This window comes from Streptomyces sp. NPDC107498, assembly GCF_055582805.1.
Genome location: NZ_JBVJPE010000009.1, coordinates 285,363 through 305,442 on the forward strand (window position 1 = coordinate 285,363; position 20,080 = coordinate 305,442).

Here is a 20,080-nt window from a genome sequence, read left to right on the forward strand (position 1 = left end):
CACAGGGGTGGTGCGACCACACGTACGGCAGGTATTCCTGTGTCCATGTCCCACGAACACGTCGCCTACCTGGAACTCCTCGCCCGGGGAGCAGCGGCGGAGGCCTACGACCGGCCCGTGCTGCTCGCCCGTGCGAGCGGCGCGGGCCCCGAGGCGCTGGCCGAGCTGGAGGAGGCCAAGCAGCTCGCGCTGCGGGTCCGGGCCGAGCTGGAAGGGCGGCGGCGCCGCGAGGCGGAGCTCTCCGCCCTCTTCGCCACCGCCCACGACCTCGCGGGACTCCGCGACCTCGACGCGGTGCTGCGCGCCATCGTGCAGCGCGCCCGCTCGCTCCTCGGCACCGAGGTCGCCTACCTCAGCCTCAACGACCCGACCGCCGGCGACACGTACATGCGGGTCACCGAGGGCTCGGTCTCCGCCCGGTTCCAGCAGGTCCGGCTGGGCATGGGCGAGGGGCTCGGCGGCCTCGTCGCCCAGACCGCCCGCCCGTACGTCACGGAGGACTACTTCGAGGACCCGCGCTTCCAGCACACGCGCACCATCGACGCGGCGGTGCGCGACGAGGGCCTCGTCGCCATCCTCGGCGTGCCGCTCAGCCTGGGCAGCCAGGTCATCGGCGTGCTGTTCGCCGCCGACCGCAGGGCGAGGGTCTTCGAGCGCGAACAGGTGGCGCTGCTCGGCTCCTTCGCCGCGCACGCCGCCGTCGCCATCGACACCGCCAACCTGCTCGCCGAGACCCGCTCGGCCCTCGCCGAGCTGGAGCGGGCCAACGACATCATCCGCGAGCACAGCGGTGTCATCGAGCGGGCCTCCGAGGTCCACGACCGGCTCTCCGAACTGGTCCTGCACGGCGGCGGCGTCCACGACGTCGCCGACGCCGTCTCCGAGGTCCTCGGCGGCACCGTCGAGTTCACCGAGGCGGGCGCCGGCTCCGCCCGCCTCGCCGGGGGCCACGCGGTCCGCGAGGGCGACGACTGGGTGGCGGCCGTGTCGGCCGGCGGCGAGACCCTGGGCGCCCTCGTGCTGCACGGCCAGCCCGACCTCGACCCCGTCGACCAGCGCACCCTGGAGCGCGCCGCCCTCGTCACCTCCCTGCTGCTGCTCGCCCGCCGCTCGGCGGGCGAGGCCGAGCAGCGGGTGCGCGGCGAACTCCTCGACGACCTCCTCGACGCCCCCGACCGGGACCGCCGACTGCTCCGCGAGCGCGCCGCCCGGCTCCGCACGGACAGCGAGGCACCGCACGTCGTGCTCGCCGCCCGCATCGACCGGGCCGCCGGCGACACCGCCGAAGCCGACGCCGGAGGCCGCGAGAGCGCCGACCGCCAGCGTCTGTGGTCGGCCGCCTCGCACCTGGCCGCCACCCGGCACGGGCTCGCCTCGGCCCGCGACGGCGGGACGGTCCTCCTGCTGCCCCTCGGCTCCGGGGAGAGCGCCGCCGACCTCGCCCGCCAGACCGCCCGGAGCCTCGGCGGCACCCTGCGCGAGCCGGTCACCGTCGGCGCCTCCGCGCCCGTGCGGACGCTCCTCGACCGCCCGGACCAGGTGGCCGTCGCGTACCAGGAGGCCCGCCGCTGTCTGGACGCGCTCGTCCTGCTGCACCGCTCGGGGCAGGGCGCGGCCGCCGAGGACCTCGGCTTCCTCGGCCTGCTCCTCGCCGACGGCCGGGACGTCGACGGCTTCGTGGGCCGGACGATCGGCCAGGTCGTCGCGTACGACCGGCGGCGCGGCACCGAACTGGTCCGCACCCTGGACGCCTACTTCGCCAGCGGCATGAGCCCGGCCCGCACCAAGGACGAACTCCACGTCCACGTCAACACGGTGGCCCAGCGCCTGGAGCGCGTCGGCCGGCTGCTCGGCCCCGACTGGCAGTGCCCGGCCCGCGCCCTGGAGATCCAGCTCGCCCTGCGCCTGCACGCCCTGTCGGACGCGGTCGCGGGCAGGTGACGCACGAAGGCTCCGTGCCCCGCCCGATCCGGGCGGGGCACGGAGCCTTCGTGACCCGGGCTCAGGCGTCGGCGCGGACCCGGGCCTCCTCGGGGCTGCGGTCGTCGATCTCCCCGAGGTCCCGGTCGCGGGTCTCCCGGGCGGCGGCGATCGCGACGACGGTGAGCAGCGCGGCGGCGATCACGTACAGGGCGATCGGGGTCGAGCTGCCGTAGTCGGCGAGGAGCGCGGTCGCGATGAGCGGCGCGGGGGCGCCGGCGGCCACGGAGGAGAACTGGGCGCCGATGGAGGCGCCGGAGTAGCGCATCCGGGTCGCGAACATCTCGGAGAAGAAGGCCGCCTGCGGGGCGTACATCGCCCCGTGCAGGACCAGACCGACCGTGACGGCGAGCAGCAGGGAGCCGAAGCCGCCCTGGTCGATCAGCAGGAAGAACGGGAACATCCAGGCGCCGACGCCGACCGCGCCGATCAGGTAGACCGGGCGGCGGCCGATGCGGTCGGAGAGCGCGCCCCAGGCGGGGATGACGGCGAAGTGGACGGCGGAGGCGATGAGGACGGCGTTCAGCGCGGTCTGCTTGCTCAGGCCGACCTGCGTGGTCGCGTACACGAGGATGAACGCGGTGATGACGTAGTACGAGATGTTCTCCGCCATGCGGGCGCCCATCGCGATCAGCACGTCCCGCCAGTGGTGCTTGAGGACCGCGACCAGCGGCATCTTCTCGACCTCCTGCCCGGCGGCCGCCCTGCGCTCCTCGGCGGCGGCGAGCGCCGCCTTGAAGACCGGCGACTCGTCGACGGAGAGCCGGATCCACAGGCCGACGACCACCAGGACGCCGGAGAGCAGGAAGGGGACGCGCCAGCCCCAGGAGGCGAAGGAGGCGTCCGAGAGCAGCGCGGTCAGCGCGGACAGCACACCGGTCGCGAGCAGTTGGCCGGCGGGCGCCCCGGTCTGCGGCCAGGAGGCCCAGAACCCGCGCCGCTCGGCGTCGCCGTGCTCGGACACGAGCAGGACGGCCCCGCCCCACTCGCCGCCGAGCGCGAAGCCCTGGACGAGCCGCAGCGCCGTGAGGAGCACCGGAGCGGCGGATCCCACGGCCGCGTGCGTCGGCAGGAGGCCGATGGCGAAGGTGGCCCCGCCCATCATGAGCAGGCTCAGGACCAGCAGCTTCTTCCGCCCGAGCCGGTCCCCGTAGTGCCCGAAGACGAGCGCGCCGAGCGGCCGTGCGGCGAACCCGACCGCGTAGGTCAGGAACGAGAGCAGCGTCCCGACCAACGGGTCGGACTCGGGGAAGAACAGCTTGTTGAACACCAGCGCCGCAGCCGACCCGTAGAGGAAGAAGTCGTACCACTCGATGGTGGTGCCGATGAGGCTGGCGGCGACGATGCGCTTGAGGGAACCGGGGGGTGTGGGAGCGGTTGTTGCGGCGGCCATGTGCACCACTTCCAGGCAGGTACGGGGACGTTTCGGTGTCGCCACACCGTAGGAAGCAGCAGGTCAGGGGCGTATGTGGCGGGACACCATAGTTCGCTGCTTCTGCATGCGCCCGGCCGCCATGGCTCTCCTCCGAGGCCTCACCGGCCCCTGCGGAGCGGCCGGATGAACGCCTGTGCGCGTCGCGCTGATCGGGGATGACGCGGCCGCCTCCCGGGGCCCCGTCGGTCACGTAACGTAAGATTCCTTTGTGGTCTTGCATGGCATTCTTGTAATGAATGATACTTGCCTCGGTTCGGCGAGAACCGATCATCGAGGGCTAAGGGGCCGGCATGCAGCGCGAGGAGCACGATCTGATCGGCGGGAGAGAGATAGGGCCCGAGGTCTACTGGGGCATCCACACCCTGCGCGCGCGGGAGAACTTCCCGCTCACGGGGATCCCCCTTTCGTCGCATCCCGAACTCGTCGTGGCTCTCGCCGCCGTGAAGGAGGCGGCCGCGCTGGCCCATCTGGACCTGGGGACGCTTCCCGAGGAGCGGGGCAGGGCGATCGCGGGCGCATGCCGGGAGATCCGTGAGGGGCGCCTCCACGACCAGTTCGTCGTGGACGTCTTCCAGGGCGGTGCGGGCACATCGGCGAACATGAACGCCAACGAGGTCATCGCCAACCGTGCGCTCGAGCTCCTGGGGCACGCGCGCGGGAGTTACGCACACCTCCATCCCCATGACGACGTGAACCGGTCCCAGAGCACCAACGACGTGTACCCCACGGCCGCCAAGCTCGCTCTGTACGCCGCCGCCGGGCGGCTGCTGGACGCCATGTCCGTGCTGCGCAACGCCTTCGCCGAGCGGGGAGGGGCCTTCGCCAAGACCGTCAAGCTCGGCCGTACCCAGTTGCAGGACGCCGTGCCCATGACGCTGGGGCAGGAGTTCGACGCGTTCGCCCTCACCGTGCGCGACGACGCCGAGCTCGTCCGCCTCGCCTCCGAGGGCCTGCTGGAGGTCAACCTGGGGGGAACGGCCATCGGCACCGGGCTCAACGCCGACGCCGGGTTCGCGGCTCTGGCCGTGACCCACCTCGCCGCCGTCTCGTCCGCACCGGTCAGACCCGCCCGTGACCTGGTGGAGAGCACGCAGGGGGTGGGCGGGTTCATCCGGCTCTCCGGCGCCCTGAGGCAGTTCGCCCTGCGTCTCTCGAAGATCTGCAACGACCTCAGACTCCTGGCCTCGGGCCCTCGCGCCGGGCTGGGCGAGATCAGGCTGCCGGAGCTGCAGGCGGGGTCGAGCATCATGCCGGGCAAGGTCAACCCCGTCGTTCCCGAGGCGGTCAACCAGGTCTGCTTCGACGTCGTGGGGGCGGACGCCGCCGTCTGCGCGGCGGCCCAGGCGGGGCAGCTCCAGCTGAACGCCTTCGAGCCCTTGATCGTCCACCACCTGCTCAACTCGGCCAACCGGCTGAACGCCGCCTGCGTGCTGCTCGCCGAGCGCTGTGTCGGAGGCATCGAGGCCGACGAGGAGCGCCTGTCGGTCCTCGTGGAGAGCAGTTCGGGTCTCGCCACGGCCCTCAACCCGGTCATCGGCTACCAGCGGGCGACGGCCCTGGCCCGCCGGTGCCAGGCGACCGGCCTGCCCGTCCGGGAGCTGGCGGCTCGCGACGGGCTGATCCCCGAGGGAGAACTCGCGGTGCTGCTCGACCCGTTGCGGCTCGCCCGGCCGAATTGAGCCGCCCGGCCCGCGTGCAGGTCGCTCGGAAGCGTCGAGTGCGCCGGGGAACGGGCGTCCGGACCGCGCACGCGGGCCGGACGCCCGTCGTACGGACCGGATCAGCTCTTCGTCACGGTGCAGTCGTAGGACGCGGTTCCGGATCCGCTGTAGGCCTCCACGTCGAGGTGGTAGGTGCCCGTTCCGGAGGCGGTCCTGGTGAAGGACAGGGACTCGTCGGCGCCGGCGCCGTTGGTGACGGAACGGGTCAGGGTGCTGCCGTTCGTGTCGAACCAGTACAGGTCGGCGTCGTAGGCGGAGGGGACGGCGCAGTTCACGGAGGCCGTCTGGCCCGAGGACAGGGCCAGCTTGAAGTGGTCGCGGTCACCGGCCGGCTGCATGCTGCCGGTCAGGGTGCCGGGGGAGGGCAGGGCGGTGGCGTCGTCGGCCGTGGCGAGGGTGTCGTTCGGCTCGCTCTCGGCGAGCGTGCTCCCGCCGCCCCGGCTGCCGCAGTCGGTCACCGGAGTGCCGCTGTAGAGGTTGGGGTCGGCGACGCCGTTGGTGACGCTGCGGAGGTAGTAGCCGCAGGTGGGGCGGTTCTTGAAGTCGAAGGTCGAGCCGGGCGTCAGGCGCCAGATCTTGAAGCCCGAGTAGGTCAGCGGTTTCCGGTCGACGGCCTGTTCCGGCTGGTGGTCGGCGAGGACGACATAGGCGTCCTTGCCGTACTGGGTCGCCGTGCCGTTGCGGTCGAGGTACAGCGAGCCGCCGCCCTCCTCCACCCCGACGCCCCAGGCGGCGCCCCCCGGCGCGAGGCCGTCCTTCACCGCGCGGGCGAGGAAGGACATGGTGCGGCCCATGCGGTCGCGGGTCACGAAGTGCGAGTCGTTGATGACGGAACCGTAGTTCGCCCACTCGAACATGCCGGTGGTGAAGCTGACGTACCGGTCGTAGGGGTTGGCGAGCGCCTCGGCGCTGGTGACGCTGCCGTTGCACGCGTCGTAGACGATCGGGCTGTTGATGTGGTGTCCCGCGCTGCCGCCGCCGGAACCGCCGCCCTTGGCCACGACCGACTCGACGGAGGCCTCCAGCGCGGTTCCCTTCCACGCGGCGTACCGGCACTGGTCGCCGCCGGCGAAGTAGACGAACTCGGCGTTGCGGACGTCGGTGTTGACCTGGCTGTTGTTGCCGTCGTTCGCCGCCGTGAGCGTCCACGTCGTACAGGAGTTGACCCCGGTCAGTCCGGTGATGGTGTCGCACTCGGGCGTCTTGCTCCCCGAGGTCGGCGCCGAGCCTGCCAGGACGACGACGTCGAGGGATCCCGTGCCGCCCCGGATGTCGTCGACGGCCCGGGCCATCGAGGCGGTGACGATGCCGCCGGCGCCGTTCATGGTGAACGCCGGGCCGTTCCACGTGCTTCTGCTGACGTCGGACGTGCTGCCGAGCCGGATCCTGGTGGCCGCCGCTTGGGCCGGCTGATGCGCGATCAGCACCGTGGCCGTCGCGGTGAGTACGACGGCGGCCGAAGTGAACTTGAGTGAACGGAGTGGCATCTGCGCTCCAAGAAAAAGGGATTGATCGATTCCGCAGCGACCCGCTGAGGGGGTGGCGGTTGGTAGCGGAACATACAAGTAACGAGACACCGTAGGAAGATGTAAGGCCGTTTCGGCCCGTGAAGATCTTTCACACCCCGAAACTATGGGGGCAAAGTGGTCAAAATTGGCTTCGTTGGAGTCGCGCGGGCCGTGTTATGTGAACGTAATGAGACATACATCTAGCCAATGATCGCGTTCGTATGTAACTTCTCTGCTGTGTCTGGCGGCCAGATTCCGTCGGCAGAAAACCACCGAGAGGTTCCACGCGATGAACGCTCGTATCGCACGCCCCGCAGCGGCCGCCGCTGCCGCGGCGATGATGCTCGCCTCCCTGTCCGCCTGCGGCGACGATGACGCCGCCGCCCGGCCCGGCAAGGCCGTCATCGCCGGTGTGGAGGTCGTGAAGGACCAGAAGCTGCACGACTTGCTCCCCGAGAAGATCAAGAAGGCCGGCGAGGTGCGCGTCGCCACGGACGTCCCGTACCCGCCCTTCGAGATGTACGTGAAGGAGGGGGAGACCGATCTGACCGGGCTGGACCACGACCTCGGCCAGGCGCTGGGCGCCAAGCTGGGCGTGACCTTCGCCTTCGCTCCGCAGAAGTTCGACGGGATCGTCCCGGCCATCCAGGCCGGCAAGTTCGACGTGGCGATGTCGGCCATCACGGACAACGAGGACCGGCAGAAGGTCGTCGACTTCGTCGACTACTCCCAGTCCGGCTCCGGCATCATCGTCGGCGACGGCAACCCCTCCAAGATCGAGAAGCTGGACGACCTGTGCGGCCTGAAGGTCGCCGTGCAGGCCGCCACCAACCAGCTCGACCTGCTCACGTCCCATCAGGACGCCTGCGGCAAGGCGGGCAAGGGGAAGATCGACATCCAGACCTTCCCCAAGGACTCCGACGCCCAGCTCGCCCTGCGCTCCGGCAAGGTCGTCGCCCAGGTCCTGACCAAGCCCGCCGCCGGCTGGGTCGCCAAGACCGCCGACTCCGGCAAGGCCTTCGACCTGGTCGAGGACCCGGCCGCGCCCGGCGGCTACAACGCCTCGCCCAACGGCATCGCGATCAGCAAGCAGCTGCCCGAGCTGACGGACGCGGTGCAGAAGGCCCTCCAGGCCCTCATCGACGACGGCACCCTCATCAAGATCTACAACAAGTACGGCGTCGCCTCGATCGCGGTGAAGGAAGCCACCAAGAACGCGTCGGTGGACTGATCATGATCGACACCAAGTCCCCCGCCGACCACACGGCCACCGGCGCGACGAGCACGCGCGATCTGGAGATCGTCGCCGTCCGCAACTACGGGCGCTGGATCGCCGCCGTCGCCTCACTGCTCGCCCTGGTCGGACTGATCGGATCGCTGGCGAAGAACGACAACCTGCACTGGGACGTCGTCGGCGACCACCTCTTCGCCGACCTCATCTTCGACGGTCTGACCACCACGCTCTGGCTGACCGCCGCCGCCATGCTCCTCGGCCTGGGGCTGGGAACGCTGATCGCCGTCATGCGGCTCTCCTCCAGCCCCGTGCTGTACGGCCTGGCCAACGCCTTCGTCTGGGTCTTCCGCGGCACCCCCCTGCTCGTCCAGATCATCTTCTGGGGATACGCCGCGGCGCTCTACAAGTACGTGAAGATCGGCATCCCCTTCACCGACGTCACGTTCTTCCAGGCCGAGACCAACTCCCTGCTGACACCGGCGATCGCGGCCCTGCTCGCCCTCGGGCTGAACGAAGCCGCCTACGCCTCCGAGATCGTCCGCGCCGGCATCCAGTCCGTCGACCCCGGCCAGGCGGAGGCCGCGCACTCGCTGGGCATGCGACCCGCACTCACCATGCGCCGGATCGTGCTGCCCCAGGCGATGCGCGTGATCATCCCGCCGATGGGCAACGAGACCATCAACATGCTCAAGATGACCGCACTGGTCTCGGTCATCTCCGCCCACGACCTGATGTCCAACATCCAGGACGTCTACGCCCAGAACTACCAGGTCATCCCCATGCTGGTCGTGGCCAGCATCTGGTACCTGGCCCTCGTCACCCTCCTCAGCGTGCCCCAGGCGTGGCTGGAACGGCGCTACGGCCGCGGCACCACCCGCGCCGGACACGTCTCGCCGTTCCGGCGCCTCCTCGGCGGAACCGCGGAGCGGCTCGGCAAGAACAGCAAGGAGCAGAACCGATGAGCACCCCCATGGTGCGCGCCGAAGGCGTACGCAAGCGCTTCGGGAGACTGGAGGTCCTCAAGGGCATCGACCTCACCGTGGAACGCGGCCAGGTCTGTTGCCTCCTCGGCCCCTCCGGCTCGGGCAAGTCCACCTTCCTGCGCTGCATCAACCACCTGGAGAAGGTCGACGGAGGCCGGCTCACCGTCGACGGCGAGCTCGTCGGCTACCGCCAGCAGGGCGACAAGCTCCACGAGCTGCGTGAACGCGAGGTCGCGGACCGCCGACGGGACATCGGCATGGTCTTCCAGCGGTTCAACCTCTTCCCGCACATGACCGCCCTCGAGAACGTCATGGAAGCCCCCGTGAAGGTCGGGTCGGTCTCCAAGGGCGACGCCCGTGACCAGGCGCAGGACCTGCTCGCACAGGTCGGACTCGGCGACCGGGCCGGTCACTACCCCGCCCAGCTCTCCGGCGGCCAGCAACAGCGGGTCGCGATCGCCCGCGCGCTGGCCATGAAGCCCAAGCTGATGCTCTTCGACGAGCCGACCTCCGCCCTCGACCCCGAGCTCGTCGGAGACGTCCTGGACGTCATGCGGCAACTCGCGGCCGACGGCATGACCATGGTCGTCGTCACCCATGAGATCGGCTTCGCCCGCGAGGTCGGCGACACCGCCGTCTTCATGGACGAGGGCGTCGTGGTGGAGGCGGGGGACCCCCGAGGGGTGCTCGTCGACCCGGAGCAGGAACGCACCCGCGCCTTCCTGTCCAAGGTCCTGTGAGCGCCCCCACCCGCCGGCAGGACGGGCTCGACCACTTCCTCGGCCTGGCCCGGGCCCGCCGCCACGACTACCTGCACGATCTGGAGCAGCTCGTCTCCATCGACTCCGGTTCCTACAGCGCCGAGGGCGTGGACAAGGTCGCCGACTGGGTCGAGCGCCGACTCGAAAAGATCGGGTTCGACGTCGAACGCGTCCGCTTCCCGGCGACCGCCGACGGGCGCCGGGCCGGTGACGCCCTCGTCGGACGCAGACGCGGCGGCCTTCCCGAGGCGGCAGGAGGACGCAGGATTCTCCTCGCCGGCCACATGGACACCGTCTTCGAGGACGGCACCGCAGCCGCCCGTCCCTTCCGCGTCGACGGCTCCACGGCGTACGGCCCCGGGGTGAGCGACGACAAGGGCGGTCTGCTCGCGGGCCTCACCGCTCTGGAGATCCTCGGGGAGTGCGGCACGGACGCCTACGCCGAGTTGGTCTTCCTCGCCACCCCCGACGAGGAGATCGGCTCCCCCGCCAGCCGCACCCTGATCGAGAACACCGCCAGGGACATGCACTACGGGCTCGGCCTCGAATGCGCCCGGGAGAACGGCGACCTGGTCATCGCGCGCAAGGGCGTCGCGGACTTCCGCCTCACGGTCACCGGCCGGGCGGCGCACGCAGGCATCGAACCGGAACGCGGAGCCAACGCCGCCCTCGCCGCCGCCCACTTGACCGTCGCGCTCCAGGCCCTCAACGGTCATTGGGACGACGTGACGGTCAACGTCGGCGTCGTCCGGGCCGGCACCCGCGCCAACATCGTCTGCCCCGACGCCGAACTCCGCATCGAGGTCCGCGCCGCCACGACGGCCGACATCCAGCGCGTGACCCGGGCCATCCGGGAAGCCGCAGACCACCCGGGCGTCCCCGGCGTCACCGTCGAGGTCGAGCAGCTCGACCTCTGCCCTCCCATGGAGGACATCCCCGCTTCCCGACGGATGTTCGACCACGCGCGCCGCGCGGCCCGCGCAGCCGGCATCGATCTCGGTGCCGCCGCGACCGGAGGAGTGGGGGACGCCAACCTCATCGCCGGAACGGGAGTTCCGGTCCTGGACGGCCTGGGACCCGTCGGAGGCGCGGACCACACGCCCCAGGAGTGGCTCGACACCACCAGCGTCCCCCAGCGCGTCGCCCTGCTCGCTGACCTGATCGTCTCCCTCGGCGACATCGGCACCACCTGAGCGGCGTCGACACGCGGGCGGAGGGAAGGTCCGCCTCCCTCCGCCCGCGCGCTCGACGACCCAGCCCGACCGACACGGGCTCGTACCGCACGCCGGACACCCGAGCCCGTCGACCCCTCTCCCGCCCCCGGAGGCATCATGCGCGCACCTTCCGCTCCAGCACGCCGCACCGTCCTCGCCTGCGGCCTTGCCGTGGCCCTCCTCACCGCGGCCTCCCCCGCGAGTGCCGACTCCCGACCGGCCCGGAACCAGGCCGGATCCCTCGTGCTGATCGGCGGAGCACTGAAGGAGGGCAACACCCAGGTCTACGGCGAGATCATCAAGCGGGCGGGCGGGCCGCACGCCCGCATCGGCGTCATCACCGCCGCCTCCGTGCCCGAAAGCCAGGACCCCCACGCCGGCGATCCCGACCTGTGCAGCAACTCCGCCTGCAACGGCGCCTACTACGCCGACCTCTTCAAGCGCCACGGCGCCGCGGACGCCCAGTGGATCCCCCTCGACATCGACCACGTGGCCGACGCCGACTCGGACGCCGTCGTCGCGCAGGTCGACTCCATGACCGGCTTCTTCTTCGGGGGAGGCGACCAGTACCGCTACGTCACCACCCTCCTGCGCGGAGACGGACACGAGGACTCCAAGGTCCTCGCCGCCATCCGCGCCAAGCTCGCCCACGGGGCCGTGGTGTCCGGATCCTCCGCGGGCGCCCAGATCGCCTCCGGCCCCGACATGGTCAGCGGCGGCGAGTCCTACGAGGCGCTCCGGGACGGCAGCGCACCCGGCTACTTCGACGACCCGACCCGCCTCGGATACCTCCCCCGGGGCGGGTTCGGCTTCCTCCGCTCCGGGCTCGTCGACACCCACACCGGCGCCTACGGGCGCGAAGGCCGGGCGCTGCGCCTCGCCTCCGACACCGGCCACGACCGCGTCTACGCCCTGGAGGAGAACACCGCCCTGGTCGTCGACCGGCCCGGCAGCGAGCGTGAGCACGTGACGGTCCTCGGCCCGAACGGCGTCGCCGTCCTCGATCTGCGCGACGCCCGCGCACACGACTCCGCGAACGGCTGGTCCCTCCGCCGGGCCCGGTACAGCTACCTCACCGACGGGGACCAGTACGACGCCCGCACCTGGACACCGCGCGTCCACCCGGGCAAGCAGCCCCTGATCCCCGCTGCCACGACCCCCGTGCCGGCCAACACCGACGTCTTCCACTCGGCCGCCGACCCGGACGGCACCCCCTACTCCTTCCGCACCACCGCCCGTGCGCTCGCGTCGACCCGAGCACAGGACAGCGCCACGGCGACGACCTTCGAGACCGGACCGCGGTTCACCGTGACCTTCACCAAGGCCCGGGGGTTCGCAGCCTTCACCGACGACGGAACCGGCGCCCGGACCCTCATCGGGCTGCGGATCGACATCGCGCCGCGGTGATCGGCCGAGCGCCGGGGGACGCCACCCTTCCCCCGGCGCTCCGCCGGCACCGGCACCCGTCCGTCAGCCGCGAGAACCGCTCCGCCGCCGCCCGCCCGTTCCGGGCGAGACGCCGCTGAACCGCCTCGTCGCCCGCCCGTCACCCCCGAGAAAGGCCGCCCCATGTCCGTCCGCTCCCGCACCACGGCCGTCTCCGCCGCCCTGCTGACGCTGCTCGCCTCCGGATGCGGCACCCAGTCCGAGGCCTCGTCCCCCGCCCGGCCCCGGATGGCCGGCCCCGTGACCGTCCTGCCCGACCTCACGATCAAGCCGGACCCCGAGCTCTACGCCATGCTCCCCGCGGACATCCGTGCCGAAGGCGCCGTCCGTGTCGCCACCGACGTTCCTTATCCCCCCTTCGAGATGTACGCCGAGGAGGGGAGCAAGCGGATCACCGGAATCGACCACGACCTCGGTCAGGCCGTAGGGGCTCGCCTCGGTGTCGGGTTCGTCTTCACGGCGCAGAAGTTCGACGGGATCCTGCCCGCGGTACAAGCGGGGAAGTTCGACGCCGTCATGTCGGCCATGACGGACAAGAAGGCCCGACAGAAGTCCGTGGACTTCGTCGACTACCTGAACGCCGGCCCCGGCTGGCTCGTCAGGAAGGGCAACCCCGAGAACATCGCGGTCGTGACGGACGTGTGCGGAAAGCCGGTCGGAGTGCAGACCGGCACCAACCATCAGAAGCTCCTTCAGCAGCGTCAGGAACTCTGCAGGGCGAAGCACCTCCGGCCCATCGAGATCCTCGCCTTCTCGAAGGACTCCGAGGCCCAGCTGGCCCTCCGGAGCGGCAAGGTCGTCGCCGACTACCTGGACGAGGTCACGGCCGCGTACGTCGCCTCCACCGCGGACGGCGGCACGTCGTTCTCCACGGTGACGGGACGTGAGGCGGTGGGAGAGTACAGCGCCTCCCCGATGGGGATCGGGGTGTCCAAGGACCACCCGGGCCTCAAGGAAGCCGTCCGGGCGGCCCTGCAGTCCCTCATGGACGACGGCTCGTACCGCAAGATCCTCACGAAGTACCGGGTCCCCGGAATCGGGATCGCGGAGGCGACCGTCAACGGAGCCCTCGACTGACCCGTGCCGGGGGAACCCTCCGCGCGGACCCCGGCCGTCCGGGGTCCGCGCGGAGGGCCGCTCACAGGAGGCCGGTGCGCCGGGCGATCCCCTCGGCCTCCTTCATCCGCTCGTGGCCGTCGCCGCCGATCCGGTCGAGGACGGCGGCGACGACCGACTCGACGACCGCCAGGGCGGGTGTCAGGCTGTCGTAGGGGGAGTCCGAGGACACCTGGGTGATGAGGACGACGTCCGCGTGGGCGGCGGCGGGCGAGAGCCACGGGTCGGTGAACACGATGACCTTGCCGCCGCGTTCCCTGGCCAGTTCGGCGATGAGCGTCTTGTCGGCCTCGTAACGCCGGTAGTCGAAGAGCACGGTGACGTCGCGTCGGGCGAGCTGCGTGAGGAAGGACGTCCGCTCCACGTCCTTGTGCGGCAGGAGGCTCACCTGGTCGCGGAACTGCATCAGATGCAGGCCCAGGTACTCGGCCAGAAGGTGCGTGAACCTTCCTCCCGCCAGGTGCACCCGGCGCTTGGGGTCGCCGAGAAGGCCCACCGCCTCCTCGAACTCGTGCTGGGCCACCTCCTCGAAGGTCTGGGAGACCGCCTGCTGCACGAGGGCCGAGCGCTCGCCGAGAGGGGTGGCCGCGGACCTCGGCGGGGCCGTCGTCTCCCGCTCCGACGTCTCCGTGGCCGTGTAGAGGGTGATCGGCGAGGCGTTGCGGGCGTCGAGCTCCGAGCGGAGGGCCGCCTGCAGATCGGGAAAGCCCTTGAAGCCCAGCCGCGACGCGCACCGCAGCACCGTGGGCGCCGAAACGCCGGCCCGATCCGCGATCGTGGCGACCGTCTCGAAGACCGCGGCGGGGTAGCCCGCCAGCAGGACCCGCGCGACCTTGCGTTCGGCAGGACTCAGCTCTCCGAGCCGACTGCGGATCTCGTCGGCCAGCGTGGGGCTCATGGATTTCCCTTCTGCGGCGGGAGATCTCCGAAGGCCGCGCACAGTCCTCGGGGGCGTGCCATCCGGCCTCCCGTGTTTCAGATCATGGAGTTTCAGGGCGTAAATGTATCGCCTATTACGAGATCTGGACAGTCTCACGGTCCGACGACCGGGCGCGCCTGCGGTGCGGGCGCCTTCCGGAGCGTTCGTGCGGACGGCCCCCGGACGCCGCACGGCCGGATGTCGCGCCACCGGGGGAGCCCCGTCCTTCGCGTCGCTTATCGACGCACGATCGATGCGTCTCGCGGTGACGGCGGTGGTGGGAGACGGTGGAGACCCGGCGGCCTCGGACCGCCGCACACACCCAGGGAGCGATCATGAGCGTGCCGTTCGTACCTCCTGAGGAGACCCCGCCCGTGGAGGGCAGCACCTCGTCGGCCCACCCCGAACGCGCCGACGGCGGCATCTGGGACCACCCGATGGTCTGGGTCTCCCTCGTCCTCTTCGGTGCCGTCCTCGGCGGACTCTTCTTCCTGTTCCGGATCTTCGGCTTCTGACGAGGACCTTCTGCGAGGGCGACGGCGCCGGCGACGGGGAGCTCCTCACGGACGGGCGCCGGTCGCCGGGGCCATGGCCCGCGCCAACTTCCGGGCCATCCAGTCCGGCCCCCGGCGCCGGACCTCGTCCGTCCAGCGCGGCAGACCGGCCGGCACCTCCGCCAGCAGGCGCCGCAGAGCCCCTCCGGCCGCGTGCGGGGTCAGCCGGGACGGGTCGAGGCAGAGGGCGAGCCGAGCCCTCTCCGCGTCGTGCGCGATGGAGAACTGGTCGCTGGAGAAGGGCAGGACCAGCGCCGGAGTTCCCGAGACCACGCACTCCGTGAAGGAGTTGTTCCCGCCGTGGTGCACCATCGCGTCGGCCCTCCCCAGCAGCCACCGCTGCGGCACGACGTCCGCGATGTGCACGTCCGGCCCCGCCAACGGGGCGAGGGCCGCCGCGCGGTCGCCCGCGGCGACCACCACCGCGGCGTCGGGGACGCGGGACCGGATTCCGCGCACGAGTACGGCCAGCACGTCGTCGCGGGCGGACAGGAAGGTGCCGAGGGCCACGAGCACCAGCCGGCGACGGGCCGTTCCGAGCCGACGCACCACCTCCTCCCACGCCTCACCGGGGCTCGGCTCCCCGGCGGGCGAGCAGTGCCCTCCGTAGAAGAACTCCGCCGTGCCCCCGGGGCGTTCCGGAAGCCACGGGAAGGACGGGTAGTTGAACGCCACCGCGTGGGGCGAAGCGAGCGCGAAGGCACGTCCGGGAGCCGGGGCGGCGGGGGCGTGAGCACGCGCGACCCGGGCGAACCGTTCGGTGAACGCCTCCTCGGCGGCCTCCGCCGCGCGCCGCAGTTCGGCGAGGTGTCCCCCGTCGGGGCGGACCGCCCGGGGCCACGCGTGGGGGACGCCGAAGAGGGCCTCCGGCGCGTGCGGCACGTAGGTCGGGTGCCCGGGGCAGAAGGTGGCGTACGGAAGGCCGAGGCAGTGCAGCGCCAGTGTCACCGGGTAGCTCAGCTGGTCGACCACGTACCAGTCGGGTGACAGACGGGCGTGCAGCTCCCGCAGCCCCGCCAGAACGACCGACGGGTCCGCCAACAGGTCCTCGCCGCGGTGTCGTGCCTGGGTGAGCAGCGCCGCGACGGCCCCGTCCCGGGTGGAGGCGAGGAACTCCTCCAGCCGCTCCGCCTCGCGGGCCCCCTGCCGGGTGTTCCGGGCGACGCCGGTGTTCGCGTTCCGCGTGACGGTCAGCGGGACGAACCGCACCCCCGCCGCCTCCGCGAGCGGGGCGAAGGGCGGCGCGCTCGCCACGTACGCGTCGCAGCCCGCCCGGGAGAGCGCTCCCGCCAGCACGGACAGGGGCTGGGCGTGCGAGAGGAACGGAGGACTGACGACCACGACGCGTGGCCGGCGGGTTCCGGTGGCACCGGGACGCGAGTGCTTCATGCCGGTGCCTTCCCCCGCCCGCCGTCCGGCGGATGCGCACGCGCATGCCGCGGGAGGGCGGGAGCGGCCGTCCCGGGGCCGGTGCCCCTGCCGAGAGGCCCGTGCATCCACGTCCCGGACCGTCGGCGAACCACTCCGTGCCGACCCGTCGTCGAGGAGTTCCGATGAAACGCCCCGATCCCGCCGTGCCCGTCGACCGCACCCCCCGGGGCCGCCCGACCGGGACGTCCGATCCGTTCGTGGCGGCCAGGGCCGCCCACTGGAGGCGAACGCCCCGTCCTTCCCCGGGGTGGCGCGCCGCCTCGCCGAACCTGTTCGCCGAACTCGTCCGGGCCGAGTACCACCCCGACGACGCACCCGCCGGCACCCCCGCCGCCGCGACCTCCGGGGACCTCGCCCTGGCAGGACTGCGACACCGCATACGGGCGGGCGGCGCACCGCCTCCCGAGACGTGCGTACGGCTCCTCGCCGCCGGCGACCACACCCGCGCGGCCGTCTTCGACGCCTGGCCGGACACCGTCCGACGCCACGGGACGGCGCGTGCCGCGGCCGCCGTACGGCGTGGCCTCCACGCCGCCCGGCGCCCGCACCTCGTCGCGATCCTGCTCGACCTCGCCGCGGCGGAGTCCCTCGTCCCCCTCGCGCGGCCCGAACTGCTCCGGCTGGCGCACGCGCGCGAACGGGCCGTACGCCACGCGGCCTGGCGTCTCCTCGCCACGTACGACGGCCCGCTCCTCCTGCCCGGTGCCGACGCCCGCACCACACCCGGGTCCCGCCCCGCGGACGCCTACGAGCGTCTGCTCCGCGAGGCCCTGCGGGCCCCGGCTTCCCCGGCCGCCCCCGAGAACACGGGGCTCCGCCCCGGGACGCTCGTCGCCCAGTCCATGCTCATGGGGCACCTGGACCGGCCGGGCGAGGGGCTCAGCGGTGGCCTCGGCGTCCTGCTGGGCTCCCTCGGCGACGCCCTCGCGGAGACCGACCGCGTCGCGGGCGTCCTCACCGTCGTGACGGCCTCCGTCCCGGAACTCGAGGCCGATCCGGTCCTCCTGCACCGTCGCGACCGTCGGCACTGGGTGCTCAGGCTCCCCGTCGACAGCCCCCGGCAGGTCCGGCCCGAGGAGCTGGGGCGGCACCGCGAGGCGTTGGCCTGGTGGGCGACCCGACTGCTCGGCTCGCTGGGCCGACCCGTCGACGTGCTCCACGTCCGCTACGCCGACGACGGCTCGCTCGCCCTCGCCGAAGCGGCCCGCCGCTCGGGCGCGGCCCTGGTCTTCACCGCCACGCCGGACCCGCACCGCCAGATGACGGAGCGGCACGACGCGCCCGGCGCGGATCCGGACGCGCTCCGGCAGGACCTGCACCGGGTGTTCGTCGCGGACCGGCTGGTCGACCGGGCCGACCGTGTCGTCGGCATCGCGGGGCCCGGCGGAGGGGCGGACGAACTGCTCCTCCACTTCCCGCAGTTGGCCGGCCGTGCCGACGGACCCGTTCCCGACGCGCCGCCCGAGGGCATCCCGCCGTACCGGCCTCCGGCGGACGCCGTCCGACGGAGCGAGTCCCTGCTCGCGGCCGTCGACGCCCGCATCGACGCCACGGCCGGAGCGGTCCGGTCACGCACGCCCACGGTGCTGCTCACCGTCGGTCGGCTGCACCCCGTCAAACAGCAGGACGTCCTCGTGCGCGCCTGGATCGCATCGGGGGCTTTCCGGGAGTCGGTCCTCGTGTGCGTCGGCGGCAGCCCGTCGGACGACGATCCCGTCGAACGCGCGATGCGCGCACGCGTCGACCGGGCCGTCGCCGCCGCTCCCGGGGCGGCGGAGCGCCTGATCCTCCTGCCCGCTCTCGCCAACGCCGACGTGCGCGCGCTGGAACGTCGACTCGCCGCCCCCTCGCGCGGGTTCCGCGCGCGGTACGTGTGTCCGAGCGCGAAGGAGGAGTTCGGGCTCGCGGTGCTCGAAGCCATGGAGGCCGGACTCCTCGTCGCCGGTCCCGTGCGCGGCGGCGTCCCGCACTACCTCGTCGACGGCCTCAACGGCCTGCTGATCGACACCTCCTGCGCCCGGACGCTCGGCGAGGGCCTGCGCAGGCTGCTCCGGGTCGACGACGGGGCGGCGGCCGCGATGGCGCGCAGCGCCCGGGGCCTCGTCCGTTCCACCTACTCCTCGAACGCCATGGCGCAGGCCCTGGCCGGCCACTACGCGGCCGTGGCGCCCCGCACCCGTGGAAGGGGAGGAGACCCCCGGGACGGCGCCGCGCCGGATGTGACGGATCCCCTGCCGAACGCGGACGCACCGGCCGGTCGGCGGATCCGGATCAGGAGCCGTGGCGCCGGAGGCGGTGCGCCGTGGCAGACCTCCGGACGGGCCCGAAAAGCCTTCGCCGGACGAGGCACGTCGCCGCTTCCCCGAGTGAAGGACCCGTCCGTCGGGTGGCCGGCCCCGAACGAGGAGACGTGAACGCTTTCGGTCCGACGGGTGCGAGGCCTCGACGATCCGGGTCCCTCCCCCATCCTGATGAGGACACCGCACACGGTGTCCTCATCAGCCCGGCACGGCACTAGGCGAAAGCGGCGCCCCACGTGGCCGGTCCGACGACGCCGTCCACGCTCAGACCCCTGCTCGACTGGAAACTGCGGCACGCCGCGTCGGAGCCCGGTCCGTACTGGCCGTCCACGGTGAGGGAGTAGCCGTGCGCGCTGTTCATCCGGTACTGCCAGGTCGCCACGCTCGCGTGCACGGTGGCCGGGGGCTGACGGAAACCGACCCCGGGATGGGGCAGGGGGCCGCCGCCGGGGTTGACCTCGCCGCTGAGGACCCGGGCGTACAGCTTTCCCGGGCAGTCGGTCGCGTGGTGGTCACGATGGCCGGTGATGGCCTGCGCGGCACCGCCCGACACCCTCAGGCGGTTGATCCCGTACCGGATCGCGTCGATCAGCCCGGCCGTGATGACGTCGTAGTCGCTGCCGGTGCCCCCTGTGAGCGCGCAGACCGCGTACCAGTCGTCGTTGCCCTGCGTGGTGCCCTGGGCGGCGGTACGAACGTTCTCGCCACGCCCCTGGAAGAGGTAGCCGTGGACGCAGGCGAGATGGCTGTAGGCGATGTCCGCCCAGCCGTTGGAGTCCATGTGGAAGTTCTGGATGCCCCTCACCTGCGCGGCACAGTCGGCGTGGTCGGCCTCGGCCACCTTCACCGCGTCGACGTGGTGGACGACCACGCCGCCCTGTTCCGGGGTGATGCTGCCGCTGACGCCCGTGGACGTTCGAGCGCCCCATTGGGCACGGGTGACGAAGACGGCCATCAGCGACGCCCCCCACGGCCCACGGCACAGCCGACGGCGGCGTTCAACGGTTCCGCGTGCGCGTTCCGTGCGGCGTCGGAGCCGTAGACCGCCCCGGGATCACGGGGGTTCGTCACGATCGGGTGTTCGCCGCTCCCCGGCGGAAGAGGGGTGGAGGCGTGCGCGGTTCCGGAGCGGACGACGGGCAGCACGAGTGTGCTGCCGGCTGCCGCCAGCAGCACGACGCGGCGGGAGATCTCTCGGGTCAACGGTCCTCCAGGTGAAACGAGTCGGTCGCGGTTCTTCGGGCACAAGAGCGGCGCAGTGGTGCACTCTGTGTCGAAGAGTGCATTTTGCGCGCGGTCGGGCTTCTCGTGCACGCACTCCACGCGCATGTCGGCTCCGGAGCCCGGTGACCCGTCACGGGGTCACCGGGCGGAGGGAACGGCGGTCAGCAGCCGCCGCAGTTGTAGAAGGTCACGTCCCAGTGGTTGCCCTCGTCGGCGTAGACGTTGCCCGCGCCGGACTTCCACTGCGGGGCTCC

At 72.2% G+C, this 20,080-nt stretch carries 15 protein-coding genes; 10 read left to right on the forward strand and 5 right to left on the reverse strand.

Translation table 11 applies throughout. From position 1 onward, the window contains the following. Positions 1–45: 45 nt before the first annotated feature. Positions 46–1,941: a helix-turn-helix domain-containing protein gene (locus ACZ66Z_RS18780; protein ID WP_469935245.1), complete on the forward strand. Its 1,896-nt coding sequence runs from the start codon at positions 46–48 to the stop codon at positions 1,939–1,941. 61 nt (positions 1,942–2,002) lie between these two features. On the opposite strand, the gene ACZ66Z_RS18785 is transcribed toward ACZ66Z_RS18780, so the two are convergent. Next, positions 2,003–3,373 (reverse strand): MFS transporter, encoded by a 1,371-nt coding sequence (locus tag ACZ66Z_RS18785; RefSeq protein ID WP_469935246.1) that lies wholly within the window; start codon positions 3,371–3,373, stop codon positions 2,003–2,005. 332 nt (positions 3,374–3,705) lie between these two features. Between ACZ66Z_RS18785 and ACZ66Z_RS18790 the strand changes: the two genes are divergently transcribed. Beyond that, a complete protein-coding gene (locus ACZ66Z_RS18790) occupies positions 3,706–5,094 on the forward strand; it encodes an aspartate ammonia-lyase (protein WP_469935247.1) in 1,389 nt (462 codons plus the stop codon). A 101-nt stretch (positions 5,095–5,195) separates the two neighbouring features. Here ACZ66Z_RS18790 and ACZ66Z_RS18795 read toward each other — a convergent pair whose 3' ends face one another. Next, on the reverse strand, positions 5,196–6,623 hold the full coding sequence (locus tag ACZ66Z_RS18795; RefSeq protein ID WP_469935248.1) for a hypothetical protein: 1,428 nt from the start codon (positions 6,621–6,623) through the stop codon (positions 5,196–5,198). Positions 6,624–6,933: 310 nt separating this feature from the next. Here ACZ66Z_RS18795 and ACZ66Z_RS18800 point away from each other — a divergent pair, with 310 nt between their 5' ends. The 6 genes from ACZ66Z_RS18800 (at position 6,934) to ACZ66Z_RS18825 (ending at position 13,359) form a co-directional block, all read left to right on the forward strand. Next, a complete protein-coding gene (locus ACZ66Z_RS18800; RefSeq protein WP_469935249.1) occupies positions 6,934–7,875 on the forward strand; it encodes an ABC transporter substrate-binding protein in 942 nt (313 codons plus the stop codon). A 2-nt stretch (positions 7,876–7,877) separates the two neighbouring features. Beyond that, entirely contained in the window at positions 7,878–8,840 is a 963-nt protein-coding gene (locus tag ACZ66Z_RS18805) for an amino acid ABC transporter permease (RefSeq protein WP_469935250.1), read from the forward strand. Next, positions 8,837–9,601, forward strand: coding sequence for an amino acid ABC transporter ATP-binding protein (locus ACZ66Z_RS18810; protein ID WP_469935251.1), 765 nt, complete (start codon positions 8,837–8,839; stop codon positions 9,599–9,601). The genes ACZ66Z_RS18805 and ACZ66Z_RS18810 overlap by 4 nt, the downstream gene beginning before the upstream one ends. Continuing rightward, on the forward strand, positions 9,598–10,815 hold the full coding sequence (locus tag ACZ66Z_RS18815; protein ID WP_469935252.1) for a M20 family metallopeptidase: 1,218 nt from the start codon (positions 9,598–9,600) through the stop codon (positions 10,813–10,815). Before ACZ66Z_RS18810 ends, ACZ66Z_RS18815 begins: the two co-directional genes overlap by 4 nt. Positions 10,816–10,953: 138 nt before the next feature. Then, a complete protein-coding gene (locus ACZ66Z_RS18820; RefSeq protein ID WP_469935253.1) occupies positions 10,954–12,243 on the forward strand; it encodes a cyanophycinase in 1,290 nt (429 codons plus the stop codon). A 162-nt stretch (positions 12,244–12,405) separates the two neighbouring features. After that, on the forward strand, positions 12,406–13,359 hold the full coding sequence (locus ACZ66Z_RS18825; RefSeq protein ID WP_469935254.1) for an ABC transporter substrate-binding protein: 954 nt from the start codon (positions 12,406–12,408) through the stop codon (positions 13,357–13,359). 61 nt (positions 13,360–13,420) lie between these two features. On the opposite strand, the gene ACZ66Z_RS18830 is transcribed toward ACZ66Z_RS18825, so the two are convergent. Continuing rightward, positions 13,421–14,296, reverse strand: a complete 876-nt coding sequence (locus ACZ66Z_RS18830; RefSeq protein WP_469935255.1) for a MurR/RpiR family transcriptional regulator — start codon at positions 14,294–14,296, stop codon at positions 13,421–13,423. 356 nt (positions 14,297–14,652) lie between these two features. Between ACZ66Z_RS18830 and ACZ66Z_RS18835 the strand changes: the two genes are divergently transcribed. After that, entirely contained in the window at positions 14,653–14,832 is a 180-nt protein-coding gene (locus ACZ66Z_RS18835; RefSeq protein ID WP_469935256.1) for a hypothetical protein, read from the forward strand. A 45-nt stretch (positions 14,833–14,877) separates the two neighbouring features. Here ACZ66Z_RS18835 and ACZ66Z_RS18840 read toward each other — a convergent pair whose 3' ends face one another. Then, positions 14,878–16,260 carry a glycosyltransferase gene (locus ACZ66Z_RS18840; RefSeq protein ID WP_469935257.1) on the reverse strand — a complete coding sequence of 461 codons (1,383 nt, stop codon included), beginning with the start codon at positions 16,258–16,260 and terminating at the stop codon, positions 14,878–14,880. Positions 16,261–16,424: 164 nt separating this feature from the next. Here ACZ66Z_RS18840 and ACZ66Z_RS18845 point away from each other — a divergent pair, with 164 nt between their 5' ends. Beyond that, positions 16,425–18,716, forward strand: coding sequence for a glycosyltransferase (locus ACZ66Z_RS18845; protein ID WP_469935258.1), 2,292 nt, complete (start codon positions 16,425–16,427; stop codon positions 18,714–18,716). 100 nt (positions 18,717–18,816) lie between these two features. Here the strand turns inward: ACZ66Z_RS18845 and ACZ66Z_RS18850 are convergent, their stop codons facing one another. Continuing rightward, positions 18,817–19,557 carry a peptidoglycan recognition protein family protein gene (locus ACZ66Z_RS18850; protein WP_469935259.1) on the reverse strand — a complete coding sequence of 247 codons (741 nt, stop codon included), beginning with the start codon at positions 19,555–19,557 and terminating at the stop codon, positions 18,817–18,819. Positions 19,558–20,080: the final 523 nt, after the last annotated feature.

Coding starts and splice junctions, on each gene's coding strand:
- ACZ66Z_RS18800 (WP_469935249.1), top strand. CDS start 6,934: ATGAACGCTCGTATCGCACGCCCCGCAGCGGCCGCCGCTGCCGCGGCG.
- ACZ66Z_RS18795 (WP_469935248.1), bottom strand. CDS start 6,623: ATGCCACTCCGTTCACTCAAGTTCACTTCGGCCGCCGTCGTACTCACC.
- ACZ66Z_RS18820 (WP_469935253.1), top strand. CDS start 10,954: ATGCGCGCACCTTCCGCTCCAGCACGCCGCACCGTCCTCGCCTGCGGC.
- ACZ66Z_RS18830 (WP_469935255.1), bottom strand. CDS start 14,296: ATGAGCCCCACGCTGGCCGACGAGATCCGCAGTCGGCTCGGAGAGCTG.
- ACZ66Z_RS18790 (WP_469935247.1), top strand. CDS start 3,706: ATGCAGCGCGAGGAGCACGATCTGATCGGCGGGAGAGAGATAGGGCCC.
- ACZ66Z_RS18785 (WP_469935246.1), bottom strand. CDS start 3,373: ATGGCCGCCGCAACAACCGCTCCCACACCCCCCGGTTCCCTCAAGCGC.
- ACZ66Z_RS18845 (WP_469935258.1), top strand. CDS start 16,425: ATGAAACGCCCCGATCCCGCCGTGCCCGTCGACCGCACCCCCCGGGGC.
- ACZ66Z_RS18835 (WP_469935256.1), top strand. CDS start 14,653: ATGAGCGTGCCGTTCGTACCTCCTGAGGAGACCCCGCCCGTGGAGGGC.
- ACZ66Z_RS18805 (WP_469935250.1), top strand. CDS start 7,878: ATGATCGACACCAAGTCCCCCGCCGACCACACGGCCACCGGCGCGACG.
- ACZ66Z_RS18825 (WP_469935254.1), top strand. CDS start 12,406: ATGTCCGTCCGCTCCCGCACCACGGCCGTCTCCGCCGCCCTGCTGACG.
- ACZ66Z_RS18840 (WP_469935257.1), bottom strand. CDS start 16,260: ATGAAGCACTCGCGTCCCGGTGCCACCGGAACCCGCCGGCCACGCGTC.
- ACZ66Z_RS18780 (WP_469935245.1), top strand. CDS start 46: ATGTCCCACGAACACGTCGCCTACCTGGAACTCCTCGCCCGGGGAGCA.
- ACZ66Z_RS18850 (WP_469935259.1), bottom strand. CDS start 19,557: ATGGCCGTCTTCGTCACCCGTGCCCAATGGGGCGCTCGAACGTCCACG.
- ACZ66Z_RS18810 (WP_469935251.1), top strand. CDS start 8,837: ATGAGCACCCCCATGGTGCGCGCCGAAGGCGTACGCAAGCGCTTCGGG.